An 18169-nucleotide genomic window follows, 5' to 3' on the forward strand; every position below is an offset into this window, starting at 1 on the left:
AACGGCGTCGAATCGCGGCCGCTCATCCTGGTATGGAATGATCTGGATTTTGGTTTTCCTGGTGGCGGCAACCGCCCCGCCGCTACGCCCGGAGGTCGCTGTGCCGCCGCTGGCGAACCGGGTCACGGACCAGACGGGCACGCTCACGCCCGATCAGCGCGCCCACCTGGAGGGCTTTCTGGCCGCCTTGGAAGCCGAGAAGGGCAGCCAGGTCGCCATGCTGCTGGTTCCGACCACGCAACCGGAAACCCTCGAGCAATATTCCATGAGGGTGGCGGATGCCTGGAAACTAGGCCGTCAAGGCGTTGACGACGGCGTCCTCGTGATCTTCGCCAAAGAGGACCGCGCCGCTCGGATCGAGGTTGGTCGCGGACTCGAGGGCGTGATCCCGGATGCCGTTGCCAAGGATATAGTGGAGGACGGAATGATTCCGTATTTTAGACGGGGAGATTTCTACGGCGGACTCTCCGCGGGTTTTGACCGGATCGCCGGGCTCATCCGCGGCGAGCCATTGCCGTCGCCCGCCAACGGTCGGGAGCAAACCCCGGATTCCGCCACGGGATTGTCGTTGTCGCTCGTCGGAGGCCTATTCGGCGGCCGAATTCTCCGCGCGATGTTGGGCGCCTTTCTGGGTGGATTGATTGCCTCCGTGGGCGCGGCCGCAGCGGCCCTGTGGTTCGGCCTGCCAGCGCTGTTTTCGCTATTCGTGGGCGCATGTGTGTTCTTCGCGGTGGCCGCGGGGGGCGGACGTTCCTCCCCTGGCGGCTGGTACGGAGGCTCCGGTGGGTTCTCGGGCGGCCCTGGGGGCGGCGGCTTCTCCGGAGGCGGAGGCGGGTTCGCCGGCGGCGGCGCCTCGGGTCGGTGGTGATGCACGGGAATCCCGTCCGCGCCCTCAAACACCTCTGCTTTCCGACCTGGCGGCTGCGGAGGGTTCTGCCGCGGCGGTCCCTGGAAGCCATCACGGGGGCAATTCGGGACAGCGAGCGGCATCATGCCGGGGAAATCCATTTCGCCGTCGAAACCGGGCTGGACTGGCATCGGTTGCTGCGCGGATTGTCGGCGAGGGAACGGGCGGTCGAGGTGTTCTCCCAATTGAGGGTCTGGGACACCGAGCAAAACAACGGCGTGCTGATTTATCTCCTGCTCGCCGACCGGAGCGTGGAAATCGTCGCCGACCGGGGCATCGATCGGCGGGTCGAACCGGGCGACTGGGAAGGGATTTGCCGGAGGATGGAATCGGCCTTCCGGGAAGGCGACTTCGAAGCGGGCATCATTGCCGGCGTCGAGGCGGTGGGCATCCATATGATCCGGCACTTTGGCGGCGCGGATGTCCAGGGTAACGAATTGCCCGACCGGCCGAGCATCGTCGAAGGGTAACCTCCGGATATACGCGATGGGCGGTCAATTCCCAGCGTGAATCCGCTCGCGCCTTGCTCCCCCGTCGACCGGGAAACCTGAAGAGCTATCAGGAACCGATTTCGTGGCAGCGAAGCCCATCGCCTTTACGACATGGCTTCAATGACCGCTCAGGTGCGGCGGCAATAATTTTGAACGCGTGAAAGCAGTCATTCCCGACGCCTGATCTCCGCGAAAGCTGGGTGACCGTTATGGCCGAACTTCGGTCCCACCATGCCGTTACCAAAATAGCAAGCTATTGCCAAGCCGCCCCTCATCACCTATCAATTTCGCATGGCCGCGCAAAAGGCGGGCAAAGGCATGTCGTTTTGTAGGCGTCGCTTTAGGTAGCGCAAGCCCCGGGTGAACCAGGAGACCAAGCTGCGGCGGAGCTTCCTGAAGCTCCAGTGTCCGGCATCGGTTTGCGACCAGGCTTTTTTTCGAGCGGCGTCGGGCGGTTGGAGGCGTCGTCCCGCCCGACCTGGACGCACCACCACATGGCCAGCGACATGACGAGGATCAGGCGTTCCAAACGGTCGGCGTGTTCCAGTTGCGAATCCTCCAACCCGAAGCCCCGGCCCTTGAAATCCGAGAACATGGGCTCGATGGACCAGCGCGCCGCGTAGTCCAACACCGCCGCCCGCGTGGGGGCGCAGTCCATCGCGATGATCCAGGGCTCGGGATGGCCGGGTTCGTGGAGGATGCCCACGTGGGTCATCACCCCGTGCGCGAACAGCCGCACTCCCGGCAGATAGCGTTCCTCCGCGCCCCGCGCCAGTCCGCCCGTGGTGGTTTCCTCCCCTTCGCCGGTGTCCGCCAGCACATTGCCTTTCAACCGCAGCCGATAGCCCCAGCCCCGCGCGCCCAGCCAATCGAACAAGGCCACCGAGGGGTAGAACCGGTCCGCCGAGAGCAATACGTCCGCCCCCGGCGGCAGCCAGGCCAGGACCCGCTCCAACACCCGCTCCTGGCCCTCGAAACCGATATTGGCCGGCCCCTCTTCCGCCACCCAGGCCAAGGGCAGCGCCCGGTCGCCGACCCGCACGCCCACCATCAGCACCGCCATCCGGTCCCCGAGGTCGGTCTGGTCCAGGCTCAACTGCACGGTCTGGCCGTTCCGCGCGGCCCGGGCGAGTTCGGCCCGCGCGAACGGCTCCATCACCACCGCCGACCCCAGCAGCGGATTCTTCAACAAGCGCCTCAGCCATTGCTCGCGCATGTCCTGCCTCTCCGTCGGCAAGGGCAGCAGGTTCGCCAACTCCACCGTGTTCGGCGTCCGCCCCTCGATCATCGCCCCCACCGCCAGCGCCAGCTTCCCGACCACCGTCTTGCGCAGTCCAGGAAGGGCCTGTTCCAGCCCACGCCCTACTTCCTCGGCCAGTTTCTTTACAGTTCCCATCGCTTCGTCAGTCGAAATTCGTTCCGGCCTTCAAGCCTACCCGAAAATTGATTAGGTGATGAGACGAGGCCTGGCCGCGTGCCGAGGGGGATACCTGGATGGGCTTGTCCGTGTTCGCCATCGACGGCTCCAAGTACCGCCTGCCCGCCTTCGACCCCGACGGCGGGCTGGACCGGCCGGGCCGGGGGCATTATCCGCTCTGCCTGGTTTCGACCGCCCACGACATGTTCCGCCGGATACCCATCGCCCGGACCGTCCAGCCGATGGCGCGGGCCGACGAGCGGGAGGAGGCCAAGGCCCTGCTCCCCCACATCCCGCCCGCCCGGCGGCGTCATCCTGTTCGACCGGGGCTACCCCGGCCACGACCTCATCGACCACCTAGAGGACATCCGGCACATCTTGTGCTTTGCGCGGCGAACGCTTAAAAGACCCGTCTTTTGCGAAGCGGAAGCGGAGGAGACCCAGCCCTTCCTCGCCGGGATCCGCGCCTACAGGGTCCGCTTGGCTTCGGCAAGAATAATACAAAGAAGATTAAAACAAAGAATAGAAGAATAGGGATGGAAAAACCGATGTTTTTTTCTTTAAAAACAAACTGTTGCAAATATAACCCGCGACCTATACCTACCGAACCTTGGGCGCATTCCCCAACTTATCCACAGGTTTATCCACAGCCAGGGCGTAGCGTTTGTTGGCGGCTTTCATCTCCTTGACAAACTCGGGTGTCGGCGTGAGGACGTAATTGATGTCTTCGATCTTGCCGCGTAGGCCGGTGATATTTTGCTTGGTGCAGCTTTGCAGGACGCCTTGGTCCTGGAGTTCCATGAGGGCCTTGCCGAGCGCGTCCATGCAGTCGCGTTCCCGGGCGTAGTTGAGCAGCGCGCTGTCGCGCTTGACCGTGCTGTAGCGCATCTCGAAATGGGTCAACATGCTGGCAAAGGTGAACTTCAGGCTCAGTTGCTTATGCAGCCAGCGGGCTAGCTGGGTTTTGTGGGCCATCATCTGGTGGTAGTTGTACTGGCGGTAGGTCAGCGCGTCGATGCTTTGGGTGACCAGGGGATGGAACTGGGCGGACCATTTCGCCTTGGGATCGTCGCGCAATTTCTTGCGGGAAACGGCGGTGAGCGACGGTAGGTAGTTGGTGCGCGAGAAGCCTTCCATGGAGGATCCGTCGTCGGTTCGGATTTCGATGAGGCTGCCCGACAGGATCCGCAGGCTTTTGATGATCTCCTGATAAGAGCGCGTATGCCCACGTTTGTTGAGTTCCTCGCGCAGCATATAGAGCGAGAACACCACGCCACTGCGGTAGTTGGCCCGGTCGAAATAGCCGTGGTTCTGGTCGGTCGCGATTTTGCGCAGGGCGTCTTCGACCAATTCCTCGTTGGCGCTGGGATAGTAGTCCTGGGTCGTTCCCTCCTCTTCGCGGATACGGGCAGGCTGGATGATGGCCTTTAAGCCCGTTCCCCGGTAATTGAAGTCGATCTCCAATAAGTCGAGGAAACCTTTCTCGGAGCGGAGCTTGATCATGGCCTGCCGTGAGAGGGAGTAGCGCGGGATGCTGTCCCACAGGTCGATGGTATTCGACAAATGGTCGCGTTCAAGCTCGGTGTTGCAGAGGAAATTTTGGAAAAGTTCCAGTTGAGGGTCCATGTGGGCGCCTTCGGATGGCCGGGGGACGATGCTGTTTGGTTTATTTTTGATCATGTTCATGTCCTTTTATTTCGGCATGGATCCATGCCGTTATCCGTCGGTTGGGACAATCATTCCTCATCCTTGCCCTTACCCTTGCGTGGCGTGGAGGCACCAATACGCCCGGGAGGGCACTGTCAAGTTCTCGAAAGCGCGAAGCAAGAACTCTTATCTGTCGGCCGATAAGCGGGTGCCCTCGGGTGGGCCTGCCGCTTCGATAACCGATGATTTCCTTGAAAGGCGGCTTTCGGGCGCTGCTCGAAGGGGCTTCGACCCGCTTCAACCCACCACCGGAGTCCAGGGCCCGCCAGCCGGCCAGTGTCGCGGGGGGTGGGCGTCGGCGCTCGCCGCCGCGATGACCGGAAGCAAGAAATCCCGGAGCGATGCCACGACGTCCTCCAGGGGCGGCGCTTCCAGCCTGTTCTTTCCCAGGAACGCCCGCCACTGCGTCCGCTTTTGCGCGTCCCGCGCAAAACCGTCGGTCAGGCCCAAGGGGGCGCCCGGGGGCAACCCCGTCTTGCGGCGATCGAAGGTTGCCCGGAGGGCGCGGCGCAGGGTGTCGCCGTCGAATCCGGTGTGGCGCGACAGGATCCAGAGGTCGAAATAATCCTTCATCCGGCTGTTGGCGATCCCGAGCGAGGCCAATGCCTCCACCTTTTCAGCCACCACGGTATAGCGCGGATAGACGCGCAGCCTCGGTGCCGTGAACTCCGGGAGCATCACGGGGTACTGGGCGTCCTCCGGCCCCGGCGTCACGGCATCGCCGAAACCGATGTCGATCTGCATGGGGCAGCGCGCGCCGTCGATCAGCCCGAGCAAGGTGACGCGCACGCCGGCGTAGTTGGCCTCCTTCCGGATCTCCGCCGCCCGGACGGTGTCCGGCCGGAACATCATCCCGTCGTCGGCGTCGACCACGCAGACTTCCTGGAAGACGGCTTCGAGGCTTGGCAACTCGGCCGGGCCGAATCCGAGGAAGTCGGCGTCCCTGGTCGGGCGGTGCGGGATGTCGAACCACAGGTCGAACAGCAAGGCACCCTTGAGCAGGAACTGGTCGGCGTGGGGGGAAACACTGAGCCGGTACAGCAGGCGCTCCAGCGCGTAGCGGGTCAGGACCAGATTGAAGTCCTGCCGGGTTTCGCGGGCGCGGTTGAGCAGGCGTGCCCGCACGGATGCCGCTAGGTTCCGTTCGCTCATGGCAGGCTTTCCAGGTAGGGGCGCATCACATTGGCCACCCTGCACGGCGCCGCGAACCGCCACAGTTCGTCCATGCTGGACCGCCTGGCCCGCCACGCCTCCCGTAGCGCCTCCAGCGCGACATCGAGACCGATCTTGTTGCGGAACTTGAAGCAGTCGGCCACCGTCCGGGCGACGTTGGTCACCCGCACCGGCACGCCGTCGATGACGTGTTCTTCGATCCCTTCGGTCAGCGCGGCGCCGGAGAAGCGAACGATGCGCAGCGGGGGATAGTCCATCCTCGGCGCGCGCGCCTTGTTGGGGATGGCCAACCAGACCTCGGACGGTGACTGCGTGGTGAGGTCGTGCACGCGCAGCGCCGACAGCAGGCAGACGATGCCTTGCGGGTGTTTGCGCGCGACCCCGGCCAGCGTGCCATGCTCCGACACGGCGCGGTCGGGACGGCCATACAGGCCGCGCCCCACCCGGGCGAGCCGACCCTGCCGGACCAGCCGGGTGAGGGCGACACTGGGCAGCCCAAGCGCAGCGAGGTCGCGCGGGCGGATCAGGCCGCGCTCATCGGCCAGGTCCAGAATGGTCTGATGCGAGCTTTGCATGCCGCCATGATGTTGTCTTACGTCGGTAGATGTCAATGACCGCCGACAAAATACAACCGGTATGATTGCCCTTGCCCGCCGATGCCGCGATCCAACCGCTTGATCCGTCCGTGCGCAATCCATTGACTGCATGGCGCCGTATCGCGGCCTTCAGGCCAGTTGCGGGGAACGCCGCTTGCGCAAGGCCTCCGCCCACCAGAGGTGGTGCCGGATTTGATTTCCAGGGCGAGGAGCCTTCCCGCCTTTCCCGAACAAATCCACCCCGCGCCGGGTGCTGTCCCGCCAGAAATAAATGCTGCCTCCCGTTGGCAATGGATTTCGGGTTGCCCTTTTGGGGCGGGCATCATCGAGGAACGTCCCAAGCCTATGGCTCCAGACGGCGGCTTATCTGGGAAAAAAATCTTAAGAGGACATCCGGCACATCTTGTGCCTTGCGCGGCGAACGCTTAAAAGACCCGTCTTTTGCGAAGCGGAAGCGGAGGAGACCCATGAGTTGCCTGGAAATCTCGGACCGGCTGTGGGAGCGGGTAGAGCCATTGTTGGAGCCGTTCAAGCGGCGCAGGCCGGGCGGCTCCAAGCCGCTGGAATTCCGGACGGTCATGAACGGGATTCTGTATGTGCTCAAGACCGGTTGCCAATGGGATTGCCTGCCGGCCTGCTACGGCTCGAAAAGCGCGGTCCACGAGCACTTTCAGAGATGGGTTGCCGCCGGCGTGTTCAAGGAGATGTTCCGCTGGTCGGCGGCGGAGTACGAGGAACTCGAGGGGTTCGACCTGGCTTGGCAGTCGATGGACGGCAGCCTGGTGCAGGCCCCGGTCCGCCAAGCCCGCTGCCAGAAGGACGAGGGCCTGGGGCGCAATCCCACGGATCGTGGGCGCAGCGGTGGCAAGATCCACCTTCAGGTGGACGGGAAGGGGATGCCTTTCGCCGTCGCGCAGGCCGGGGCCAACGTGCACGACAGCCGCCTGGTGACGGTCACCGTCGAGGCGGCCGTGATCGAGGCACCCGCCGACGCCGGGCAAAGTCCCAGGCATCTTTGCCTGGACAAAGGGTATGGCTACGAACGGGTCGAGCGGGAAGTCGCGGGACTGGGCTACACCCCCCATATCCGCAAGATCGGCGAGGAGAAGCGTTCCTGCGACTCCGAGCCAACCCACCCCGCGCGGAGGTGGGTGGTCGAGCGCGCTTTCGCCTGGCTCAAGGGCTTCCGGGCCATCCGAACCCGCTACACCTGCCGGGGAGCCAACTATCTGGCCTTCCTTCAGTTGGCGTGCGCCCTGATCCTGGGAAGACGGATCGAGGCCAAAACCGTGTAAGCAGTTTATGTGCCGGATGTCCTCTTAATGGGTCGCACGGGTTTCGGTGGCCCCGGCGGGCCGGGCCTGTCTGGGATGCCGTCCCTCCGCGAACTCCTCGATCATTTTCCGGTTGAAATCCGGGAGGTCGTCCGGTTTCCGGCTCGACACCAAGCCCCGGTCCACGACCACGGCCTCGTCCACCCATTCCGCCCCGGCGTTCTGGAGGTCCCGCTTGAGCGAGGGCCAGGAAGTCAGCCGCCGCCCCCGCACCACGCCCGCGTCGATCAGCGTCCACGGCCCATGGCAGATCGCCGCCACGGGCTTGTCGGCGTCGAAGAAGCCGTGGACGAAGGCGACGGCCTCCGGGTTCATCCGCAGCTTGTCGGGGTTGATGACCCCGCCGGGCAGCAGCAGCGCGTCGAACTGGTCCGGGCTGGCCCGATCTAGCGGCACATCGACCGGGACTTCCTCGCCCCAGTCGGCGGCGCGCCAGCCCTTGACCCGGCCCGCCGTGGGCGAGACCACAGAAGCCTCCGCGCCCGCTTGTTCGAGCGCCCGGCGGGGCTCCATCAATTCGGATTGCTCGAAGCCGTTCTCGACCAGGATGGCGACCCTCTTTCCTTGCAGTGGCTGGGCCATGGCGTTTCTCCTTGGGTGGGGTATGTCTGACTTAGGACTGCGGATTAGCCGGATATGTCCCACCCACCCGGGGGAATTTTCGGGGAGGGATTGCCTTGGACGGGCATCACAGCGTGCGTTAAAGTCCGCTCACGCAATTGCGCAGCTAGCCGTCTAAGGATTTGGCCAGGAATAACTTCCCGGAATCAGATAGCCATGGGAATGGCGCGGTAGTTCCATCGGGGAAGGAAGTCGTCGAAGACGATCCTCATGGTTTCGAGGAAGTCGGCGGAGCACTTCTTCCCCGTGGCGTAGGTCCCGGCCAGGATATCCACCGTCACCCTCAATCCCTTGGAGGTCTTGGCCCGCGCCATGAATTGCCGGGCGATGGCGACGGAATGGAACACCACGCCCTGGCAGGCGCGGGTGATGTGCGGGAACAGCCGGTGCTCGATGGGGTTGTGCTTCGAGCAATACGGTGGGTAGTGCGCCACGCGGATTTCCAGGCCCAGCCGGTCGGCGAGCCGTTGCAGGGCGTCCTTGAACACATGCCGGTTGGAGGCGTTGCTGCCGCCCCCATCGCACAGCAGCAGCAACCGGCGGCGGCCGGGATAGTTCCGGCGACCGTGCCGCTCCCACCAATGGGCGATGCTGTCGCAACAGAACTCGCTGGTGTCATGGTCCAGAACGTCGACGGGCACCTGGGTATGGGTATGGCCCTCCCGGGCGAAGTTGCCGACCAGTTCCTTCTTCTTGGTGTCGATGCTGATCACGGGGTCGCCCGCCGCCAAGTATCCCGCCTTGAGCTTGGCGATGTTGCGGAACTGCGCGTCGCGGTCGGGATGGGCCCCCAGCGACTTCTTCTTGCGCGCCTTGCGCTGCCCCAGGCCGTGCCGCCTCATCAGCTTGCGGACCGTGTGGCGGCTCGCCGGGCTTCCCATCTCCGTGTGCGTCAAAGCGGTACGCAGACCTGAACGAAAACGCCCGAGTGCACTACTATTAACAAAACTTGGCAACTCTCTACCCCACTCAGAGAACATCATGACGAAATCCGAATTGACCTATTTTATTAAGCAAGAAATCGCTGATCGCTTTGAAAAACCACTCGATGCGATTAGTGATGACACCGATCTCATTGAAGATCTGGGTGCCGACTCCCTAGAAATGACGGAGATTCTGGTCAGAATTGAAGACAAACTGGGCGTCCGGTTTGAGGACGACACGATTGCACTCCTGGGTACACCTGCCAAGCTCGCCGAATTCATGGAAAGCTATGTGGTATCCATCGATTATCACAGCATTCCAACCAACGGATGAAACGCAGGGTTGTCATTACCGGTGTGGGAGCGATTGACCACAATGGGCACTCGGCCCCCATGATCTGGGACAACGTGGCCCAAGGGGCTAGTAGTCGTATTGAGAAGATATACAGCGTGAGGGAGCATTTTTAATGCAATTCTGGCTTTATATAACATGCAGCATCCTGCAACTGGTCGTCAACACAATCTAAGGATATTCCGATGAAGGTTACTAGCATTGATGGAATGGGCAGCTATGGCGTTTATATAGATGGCGTGGATTTTGAGTATCTAACCGACGAGCAGTGGAGAGAGATCGGCCATATCCACATGAAGAGTCTGGTCACCATTATTCGTGACTGCAATCTAACCTGCGAGAACCAACTGGGATGGATCAGGAAGTTTGGCGAACCCAGACATGGCCTGTATTACAGGCTGATGAGGAAATACGGCATAACATCATTGGGGCTTATTGTTCGACTGGGTCTGAGCGCGAGTAGCCCGATGGATGAAGAAGATAAAAGCGTGATACGGGAACATATCCGATATCACCAGCCTTCCTCCGAAGGTTCGGGCGTCACGCGGGTTAGTGGGATCAAGGATGACAATGGGAGGTCGATCGGACTATTTAATGATGGTGAATTGCTTTGGCATTCTAATGAGGCGGCTACCCTGACCTTTGCCCCCGGCGTGGCGTTGCTGGGTGGGAAGTGCATGGTGGGTTCGTCAACGGGTTTTTTGCAAACCGCGGATTATTATGAATCGGTCAGCGAATCATTCCGCTCGGAACTGGATGAGATGGTTTTGACTCACCGCCATACGGAGGGAAAGATAAACCCGGCCCTCAATGACAATATGGAGCGTTTAAACATGTGTCCAGTCGATGATGTGGAGATTCCGATGGTCATCATGAGTCCTGGGGGCATTAAGGGGTTGCACTACCCACTAAATACGGTTTATGGGGTTCGTGGAATGAATAAGGCCGAAAGCGATAGCCTCTTCGCAGAAATCGACAAACATTTGTACGTCGATCACTATATTTACGATCATTGGTACAAAAATGACGGCGACCTCCTGTTGTTTGACAACTCGATCACACTGCATAGACGTCTTGGGAATGTAACTGGTCGTCTCGCCTATCGCATCCAGCACGACTACAGCGAGTTGCAGGATGATTTCTGGCAACCTTACTTCCAGAAAGAGTTTGCGGATAAATACAAGGAAGCAATCACAGACTTTGTCGAGACACTGGGCATCCAGAGTTTTAAGTTGCCTCAAGTCGGCTAGTTAAGCGATTCCAGATAAATATATATCTTGGGCGTTCATCGTAATATCTGTGTCAGGTATATTTGAAAATGCAAAGAAGCCGTCTCGATCATTACCTTTTGGACAATCCATCTCTGCAAAGGCGCTATAAGAAAATCAAGAAGCATGTCAATCGTCTGATCATTTCAGGCTATGACATTACTAATCGATGCAATCTCCGCTGCAAAGGGTGCTACTTCTTTGAAGGCGAACGCTCCTCCAGATTCAATGATGACCGGACCCTGGATGAGTTCGACGCTTTTTTTGCCAGTGAAGTCAAGCGTGGTGTGACCATGCCCCATTTTGCCGGGGCAGAACCGGCAAAAGTTCCGGAGAGGCTCGCATTAGCCGCCAAATACTGGAATCGAGGCGTTATCTATACGAATGGCACCTTGCCCATCGCGCCGGATCTGCCCTTTATGCTGCATATCTCGCTTTGGGGGGCGGAGGAAACGGATGCGCGCCTGAGGGGGAAGCATGCCTTCAGAAGTGCGCTCGATAACTTCTCTCGGGATGCGCGGGCGGTGTTTATCTTTACCATAAACCGCCAAAATATCGGTGAAATGGCGGAGGTGACAGATATCTGCGCCCAGCATGGGACTAAACTCTCGTTCAATCACTATAGTCCTACGCGCTGGTACGGATCGTCAGGCACTGAGATGCCCAACGAAATACGTTTCAGAGGCAAAGGACGTTTCAGTGGCCCTGACGACCAGCTTGCTTTACGTATCGAAGACCTGAAAATTATAAAAGATCACATACAGGAACTGCTTATCCGTTATCCGAATACCCTGATTTATTCATCTTATTACAACGAGCGCATCAACAGCCCTGATGTCCTTTTCAATATTAACTCACAAACGGGTGTTGCGACGAATTGTGCCATACTCAATTCCACTCATCATCGTGAATATCGAACCGACCTAACCTGGGATGACGCCGATTGCTGTATTCCTAATACCGATTGTGCTACCTGCCGCCATTATGTTGCTAATTACAGTAAGATCATGGGCGAATTTCATAACCATCTTGACAGCATTAACCAATTCGAAAAATGGCTGGAGGTTTATGAGACCTGGTGCAAATTGAATATTAGAAGCTGGGATACCCTGGACTGAGCAAGTAGAAGCTTCCGGATATTCCGCTCTATGCTAGTGAATGGCTGACTAAATTTATGGGTAATAAATCTGCACCCCAAACCCATCCTTTTCTGGTTCATCCTAGCCCCACGCCGCTTTATCCCTTGACGCAGGCCCAACAAGATATCTGGTTCCATCAAATATTGCATGAGGAACTGCCACTCTACAACATCGGCGTAAAGGTGCATCTACCTGGTACAGTGGATGTTGCGCGATTTCGGGAGTCTGTCCGCTTACTGGTATTGAAACACGATTGCCTGCGTATTCAATTAACCCAACGCTGGGATGAATATGGAGTCCCCCAACAGACCATTGCCCCGCCCTTTGAGCCTGAGGTGACCCTACATGATTTCCGTGAAGAAGCTGAGCCACTGATTGCCGCAACGCAGTGGATGCAGCGACGTTTCGTGGAACCGTTTGTACTCGACGATTTTCCATTGTTCCGCTACGACCTGGTCCGGGTAGCCGAGGCTGACTACTATTTGCTGATGCAATACCATCATCTAATCACGGACGGTTGGAGTAGTTCCCTACTGGTTTGCTCGCTTGGAGGGATCTATACGGCCTTGGCCTGCGGAGAGACGCCTGACCTATGGGGTCCATCCTACCTCGATTTTATCGCTAGCGATCAAGAGTACAGATGTTCCGATCAATACCAGAAGCACGGAGAATTCTGGAAAGGGCAATTCACTTATCCACCCGAACCTTTGTTGATACCCAAGTCGGGAAGCCATTTACCAGCACCCAGCGATTGTCGCAGCGCGCAGGTGTCGAGAGCGCTGATCCAACGACTCGAGACCTTGGCTAAGGGTTATCAGGTGAGTTTTTTTCACGTTCTGATCGCCGTCCTGGCAATCTATTTCACACGCACCAGAGGCGTGGATGAACTGGTGATTGGTCTTCCGATGCAAAATCGGTCCAGTGTCCAGTTCAAGCAAACTGCGGGACTCTTTGCCTGGGTCTTCCCCTTCAGATTACAGGTCGATATCAGGGAATCTTTCGATGTTTTCTTACAGCGGATTGCTAAGCAGCTTATGCAACGCTACCGCTATCAGCGCTATCCCATCGGTGCCATCTACCATGAGGTTAGGCCGGTCGCGGCTCACCGGCAACTATTCGATATCGTTCTTTCCTACGAAAGGCGGGACTACGATACCTCTTTTGGGGAAATCGTTAGCTACACAGAAGGCGTGCAGAATGATGCGGAACAGATTCCATTGGCGTTGTATTTTCGAGATTTCCACCTCCACTCGGATGCCCGTTGGGATTTTGTCACGAATCGGGCCTACTTCGACGACCAACAGTTGGCGGCTATGCAAAGCCATCTGTTATATCTGCTGGAGGCCGTTGCCAAGCAACCGAGGAGCACGCTCGACCTGATTTCCCTGGTACCCGAGTCTGAGGTGGCGCAATTACATGCCTGGGGCCAGGGCCCCCGCACCGCTCCCCTGCAACATACCGTGGTAGGGCTGTTCGAGGCACAGGTGGCATGTCGTCCCGAGGCCACGGCCCTGGAGTTTGGCGAACGGCGACTCAGCTACCGGGCGCTGAACAAGGCGGCCAACCGCGTAGCCCATGGCCTGATGGGCCGGGGCGTAGGCCCGGATATACTGGTGGGCCTGATCTGCGAGCGCTCGATCGAGCTGATCGTGGGCCTGCTGGGCATCCTCAAGGCCGGAGGGGCCTATGTACCCATCGATCCGGACTATCCGCAGGCGCGGATCAAATATCTGCTGGAAGACAGCGGGGTGCGGATATTGCTGACCCAGCGGGGCCTGCGGGAGTGGATCCCGCAGGGTGAGGGCGTAGAAGTCTTGTGCCTGGATGAAACGGAGGAATGGCCGGTCTCGGTGGAAAATCCCGTCAGATGGGCCGGACTGAATGATCTGGCCTACGTGATCTACACCTCCGGCTCCACTGGACGGCCCAAGGGTGTCATGCTGCCTCATGGTGTATTAGCCAATCTCATAGCCTATAGTCGTCAACAGCCTGGGCTTGGGAAAGCCTATAGAACGCTACAGCAGACATCGTTGAGTTTCGATGTTTCCTTACAGGAAATCTTTTCCACGTTCGATACCGGAGGCTGTTTAGTATTGATCGATGAAGCTACACGGCGGGATAGTGAATTACTATGCGGTTACCTGGAAGCACATCGAATCGAGCGGCTTTTTCTGCCCTATGCGGGCTTGACGCAGCTAACGGAAATTGCCGCAAAAAATCCTCCCAGCAGTCTTGTCGCCGTAATCACGGCCGGTGAGCAATTACGCGTTACTTCATCAATACAGCAATTCTTTTCAGTGCTACCAGATTGTCATTTCTGGAATCACTATGGCCCATCAGAAACCCATGTTGTCACCACATATGCATTGGAGGGCATTCCAGAGGGTTGGGCAACCTTTCCGCCCATAGGTCGACCTATCGCCAACACCCAGATTTACGTCCTCGACCCACAGGGGCAGCCCGTGCCCATTGGAGTTCCCGGCGAGCTGTACATTGGTGGAATGGGCTTGGCGCGGGGATACTTGAACCGTCCCGAGCTGACGGCGGAGCGCTTCGTCGAGTTGGAAGTGTTTGGCCAGCGGCAGCGGATGTACCGCACGGGCGACCGGGTGCGCTGGCAGGAGGACGGACAGTTGCTGTTCCTAGGACGGCTGGACCACCAGATTAAGCTGCGCGGCTACCGCATCGAACTGGGCGAGATCGAAGCGACACTGGTCTCTTTGTCGGGAATTAAGGAATGTGTGGTGATGGTTCGAGAGGATCATCCAGGTGAGCGACGACTGGTCGCTTACGTCGTTCTCGACCAGGAAAGCGATCCAATCGGGCCGGATCTGCGCGGTGCCTTGGCGGAACAGTTGCCGGACTACATGATCCCAGTCGCCATTGTGCCTTTGGACAGTCTGCCATTGACACCGAATGGCAAGATAGACCGTGCGGCCCTGCCGGCACCGGAGATTGATCGAGCGGCGCTCGGCACTGCCTATGTCGCGCCGCGTAACCCGATAGAAGAGACCCTGGCAGAACTGTGGCAGGAAATCCTGATGCTCAATGAGTTGCCGGGGATACACGACAACTTCTTTAACCTAGGGGGCCACTCGTTGTTATCCGCGAGACTGGTCAGCCGCATCAAGACTGGCTTTGGTCTGGCCTTGTCCCTGCGGGATTTCTTTCAGTCGCCGACAATTGCCAGTCTGGCTGAGTTGCTAAAACAGCCCGCCAACGGGGATGGGATCGGGCAAGCAGAACAACATCTGCGTTCTGGAGTACGCAGGTTGCTCGATCCAGCTATTTGGCATCAATTACAAAGCTATGTGATGAGTTGGCAGGGCGAACGGGCCGGTCCGGAAAGCCTGATTGTTGGGCATAATCTGGAAGGCACCCGCCCGCCGCTGTTTTGGGTCTTTCAAGGCCAAGAGGAATTTGCCCAACTTGGCCATTACCTGGGCGTGGATCAACCCCTCTATGGTATGCGCTCCGGGCACCTGGTCATGGATTATACCGAGGACAATATTCAAGCCCTGGCACTCGATTATGTGCGGGAGATCCAGGCGCTGCGCCCTCGCGGGGCGCTGGTCCTGGGGGGTAACTGCCAGGGAACCCTTATTACCATGGCTATTGCCCAGCACCTGATGCGCCGGGAATGCCATGTGCTGTTGCTTATCCTCATGGAATGGACCTTTTCGGCACAACCCTATGCCGGCCCAGTGGGGCTGATCTTCGGGCGTGAAAGCGATGTCACCAATCCATATCGCCATTTCCGGCAACCAGAATTGATGTGGCAGCGGGCTTGGCCCCGGCATCGGGTCGAATTTATCCCTGGCGCATACGGTGAACTCTTCCGTGAGCCCAATGTGCAGAGCCTGGCGGGGGCGGTCTCACGCCTGATCGATGATGCGCGGAATATCCCTTTGAATCTACTGCCAGCCGAAGGCAGGAAGGCTACGATAGCCGTCGATGAACCGCCACTGCGGATGTGGCCGGGAGAACGGTGCCTGATTGCGGTACGGGTTACCAATACCAGCCCGCTTTCCTGGCCAGACGGCAGGGAATTGGGGCTGTTCCTGGTCAACCAATGGTGTAAAGGCGATGGCAAGCCTTTGATGCTCAAGGACGGGGGCATCCCCCTGCCAGCCCTGGCCAGTGGCGAGGAGACGGTGCAATGGCTACCCATTCGCGCTCCGAAGACATCGGAGGCACTTCAGCTACGGTTGAAAGTGGTGGAAGAGGGTGTGTTCACTTGGTTAAGGCACGATTATGAGCCACTGCAACTATCGGTTCAAATCGTTCCAAACACTGAAGCAACCGTGGCGTCGGTGGCGCAATTGGGAAACCAATATAGCCCCCCGATCCTCATTGGTGGAACCGGCGGATCAGGCACCCGTGTCATATCCCGAATTCTGCAACAACTCGGCGTACATCTGGGGACGCGATTCAATCCCTCCGACGACAGCATCGAGTTGGCGGGCGAGTGGTGGGCGCGGTTGTTGCCCTATTGGAAGGCAGAACTCCCCATCGAGATCGAATCCGCCATTGTCCATGCCCTGGGCGCGAAGCTCGCGGTATTTCTGGATGGCGTGGCGAAGAACAGCCAGTGGGGGTGGAAATTGCCGCCGACGGTCTTTTTCGCACCCTTCTGGCACCGGCTCTGGCCGGGCGTGCGTTGCATCCATGTGGTGCGGGACGGGCGTGACATGGCGCTGTCTCACAACCAGAAGCAGTTGAACTATCTGGCCCCCGTGGTCCTGCAAAGCGATGAACTGTTGCTGGACAAGGCGCAACGCAGTATTCGCCTGTGGGATCGCCTTAATCTGTGGTTGGCTGAGTACGCCGAGGCCAAGATGCCGGGACAATACTTGCGTATACGCTACGAGGACCTGTGCGCTCAGCCCAGGGTGGAGATCGAACGCCTGATGAAATTTCTCGGTCTGGAGGGAGATGCCGAGGCGTTGGTCAAACAGGTACAACCGAGTCCCGGTATCGGTCGCTGGCGACAGCAGGCAAAGGACTGGCTAATACAGGTCGAACACGCCGGGCGGGAAGGATTGGCGCGCTTTGGCTATCTGGATGGAGGAAAACCAGTTGACGGAATCCCATCGTTACCCGCTCAGCCAGACCTCTACGATGCAGGACTCATTGCATTCCAACGGGGAGAATATGATCGGGCCATCGAACAACTGAACCCGGCTCTGGACCGGGTCAACCGCTTGCTACCGGCCCTGGCGGAGTCTTTCCACCGTCAACATCGCTATGATGAGGCCGAGCGAGTTTGGCGTCAGGCCCTGGCGCTCAACCAGAATGACGGTCGTTTATGGCTGGGACTGGGGCTGAGTTGCCAATCGCTTGGCAACTCGAATGAGGCCGTGAGCGCCTATAAAACGGCATACGAGAGAGGCCTGATGCGTCCGGTGGAGGCGTTGACACCACTGTTCGAGTTGGCGCAATCCGCGCATGAGGGGATCGCCGAGGTGGCTGCTTTAGTTAACCGCGCACTGAAACAGACTCCTCAGGATACGGAATTGCTTGCCCTGGTGGCCCAGGTGCAATTGCAATCGAACGAGCCAGATGCCGTAGTCGCAACGGTTCATAAGCTGATCGCGCTACGTCCTGACCAATTCGGCCCGGTGGTGCAGATCATTTGGAAAATCATTGGACGGCGCATGCTGGCGGAAGCTAGATTGCTGATCACAGAGTTGATGGAACGGCTGCCCGATGAGCCTGCGGTGCTACTTCTGCTAGTCCATTACACACTTCGTATAGACCATGACGCTAAAAAGACATTGAGCCTTTGTGACGCCGTACTCAAGCGGGAACCCCATCGGTTCGTGTTTTACGGGTATAAAGGGGAATGCCTCTCTGAATTAGGTGAGCTGGATCATGCCTTAGCGGCTTTCGACCGGGCGATCGAAGGATTAGGCGACCGGGTACCAGTGCATTTCTTGGCGAAACGTGGACAGCTACAGCAAAGACGCGGGGTATTTGATAAGGCGAAAGAAGACCTGCTGAGGGCCATAGAGATAAGTCCTGATACGAAATGGATCAGAGATGCTCTGAACAGTTGTATTGCGTTAGCAGAAGGAGCGGAGTTTCAGTAAGCTTGCAGGGAAAGCCGGTTTGAACCGCCCCGGGTTTCTCGGAGGCTCCAACATTTGAGAGTATGGAGCCATGAAGAAAACAACAAACTTTTCACCCAAAGTCAGGGAGCGGGCGGTTTCCAATTCTTTTCCGGTATTCACGTATTACT

14 protein-coding genes are annotated in these 18169 nt (G+C 58.8%); 8 read left to right on the forward strand and 6 right to left on the reverse strand.

Features of this window, described 5'->3' with window-relative positions; all coding sequences use genetic code 11:
• The first annotated feature begins 37 nt into the window (after positions 1–37).
• A complete protein-coding gene (locus K5658_RS24045) occupies positions 38–868 on the forward strand; it encodes a TPM domain-containing protein (protein ID WP_221067254.1) in 831 nt (276 codons plus the stop codon).
• Positions 868–1377 (forward strand): TPM domain-containing protein, encoded by a 510-nt coding sequence (locus K5658_RS22125; RefSeq protein ID WP_221067255.1) that lies wholly within the window; start codon positions 868–870, stop codon positions 1375–1377. The genes K5658_RS24045 and K5658_RS22125 overlap by 1 nt, the downstream gene beginning before the upstream one ends.
• 361 nt (positions 1378–1738) lie before the next feature.
• On the opposite strand, the gene K5658_RS22130 is transcribed toward K5658_RS22125, so the two are convergent.
• Positions 1739–2794, reverse strand: a complete 1056-nt coding sequence (locus K5658_RS22130; protein ID WP_221067256.1) for a transposase — start codon at positions 2792–2794, stop codon at positions 1739–1741.
• A gap of 98 nt (positions 2795–2892) precedes the next feature.
• Between K5658_RS22130 and K5658_RS22135 the strand changes: the two genes are divergently transcribed.
• Positions 2893–3219: a hypothetical protein gene (locus K5658_RS22135; protein WP_221067257.1), complete on the forward strand. Its 327-nt coding sequence runs from the start codon at positions 2893–2895 to the stop codon at positions 3217–3219.
• A gap of 196 nt (positions 3220–3415) precedes the next feature.
• Here K5658_RS22135 and K5658_RS22140 read toward each other — a convergent pair whose 3' ends face one another.
• The 3 genes from K5658_RS22140 to K5658_RS22150 form a co-directional block, all read right to left on the reverse strand.
• Positions 3416–4441 carry a replication protein gene (locus K5658_RS22140; protein WP_221067258.1) on the reverse strand — a complete coding sequence of 342 codons (1026 nt, stop codon included), beginning with the start codon at positions 4439–4441 and terminating at the stop codon, positions 3416–3418.
• A gap of 318 nt (positions 4442–4759) precedes the next feature.
• On the reverse strand, positions 4760–5674 hold the full coding sequence (locus K5658_RS22145; RefSeq protein ID WP_221067259.1) for a nucleotidyl transferase AbiEii/AbiGii toxin family protein: 915 nt from the start codon (positions 5672–5674) through the stop codon (positions 4760–4762).
• A complete protein-coding gene (locus K5658_RS22150; RefSeq protein ID WP_221067260.1) occupies positions 5671–6270 on the reverse strand; it encodes a type IV toxin-antitoxin system AbiEi family antitoxin domain-containing protein in 600 nt (199 codons plus the stop codon). The genes K5658_RS22145 and K5658_RS22150 overlap by 4 nt, the downstream gene beginning before the upstream one ends.
• Positions 6271–6758: 488 nt before the next feature.
• On the opposite strand from K5658_RS22150, the gene K5658_RS22155 reads away from it, so the two are divergent.
• The gene (locus tag K5658_RS22155) at positions 6759–7586 is read left to right on the forward strand and encodes an IS5 family transposase (RefSeq protein WP_221067261.1); all 828 of its coding nucleotides are present in this window, start codon (positions 6759–6761) and stop codon (positions 7584–7586) included.
• A gap of 24 nt (positions 7587–7610) precedes the next feature.
• On the opposite strand, the gene K5658_RS22160 is transcribed toward K5658_RS22155, so the two are convergent.
• Both K5658_RS22160 and K5658_RS22165 read right to left on the reverse strand, forming a co-directional pair.
• Positions 7611–8207, reverse strand: coding sequence for a type 1 glutamine amidotransferase domain-containing protein (locus tag K5658_RS22160; RefSeq protein WP_221067262.1), 597 nt, complete (start codon positions 8205–8207; stop codon positions 7611–7613).
• A 185-nt stretch (positions 8208–8392) separates the two neighbouring features.
• Positions 8393–9127, reverse strand: coding sequence for an ISAzo13 family transposase (locus K5658_RS22165; protein WP_246628692.1), 735 nt, complete (start codon positions 9125–9127; stop codon positions 8393–8395).
• A 100-nt stretch (positions 9128–9227) separates the two neighbouring features.
• Between K5658_RS22165 and K5658_RS22170 the strand changes: the two genes are divergently transcribed.
• The 4 genes from K5658_RS22170 to K5658_RS22185 all read left to right on the forward strand — a co-directional run bounded on the left by K5658_RS22170 (position 9228) and on the right by K5658_RS22185 (position 18020).
• Positions 9228–9503, forward strand: a complete 276-nt coding sequence (locus K5658_RS22170) for an acyl carrier protein (protein ID WP_221067263.1) — start codon at positions 9228–9230, stop codon at positions 9501–9503.
• A gap of 203 nt (positions 9504–9706) precedes the next feature.
• Complete coding sequence (locus K5658_RS22175) at positions 9707–10771, forward strand: TauD/TfdA dioxygenase family protein (protein ID WP_221067264.1); 1065 nt, start codon at positions 9707–9709, stop codon at positions 10769–10771.
• Positions 10772–10839: 68 nt separating this feature from the next.
• Complete coding sequence (locus K5658_RS22180) at positions 10840–11907, forward strand: radical SAM protein (protein ID WP_221067265.1); 1068 nt, start codon at positions 10840–10842, stop codon at positions 11905–11907.
• A 56-nt stretch (positions 11908–11963) separates the two neighbouring features.
• Positions 11964–18020: a non-ribosomal peptide synthetase gene (locus K5658_RS22185; RefSeq protein ID WP_221067266.1), complete on the forward strand. Its 6057-nt coding sequence runs from the start codon at positions 11964–11966 to the stop codon at positions 18018–18020.
• Positions 18021–18169 lie beyond the last annotated feature (149 nt).

The organism is Methylomagnum ishizawai, assembly GCF_019670005.1.
In the GTDB taxonomy this organism is placed as follows: domain Bacteria; phylum Pseudomonadota; class Gammaproteobacteria; order Methylococcales; family Methylococcaceae; genus Methylomagnum; species Methylomagnum ishizawai.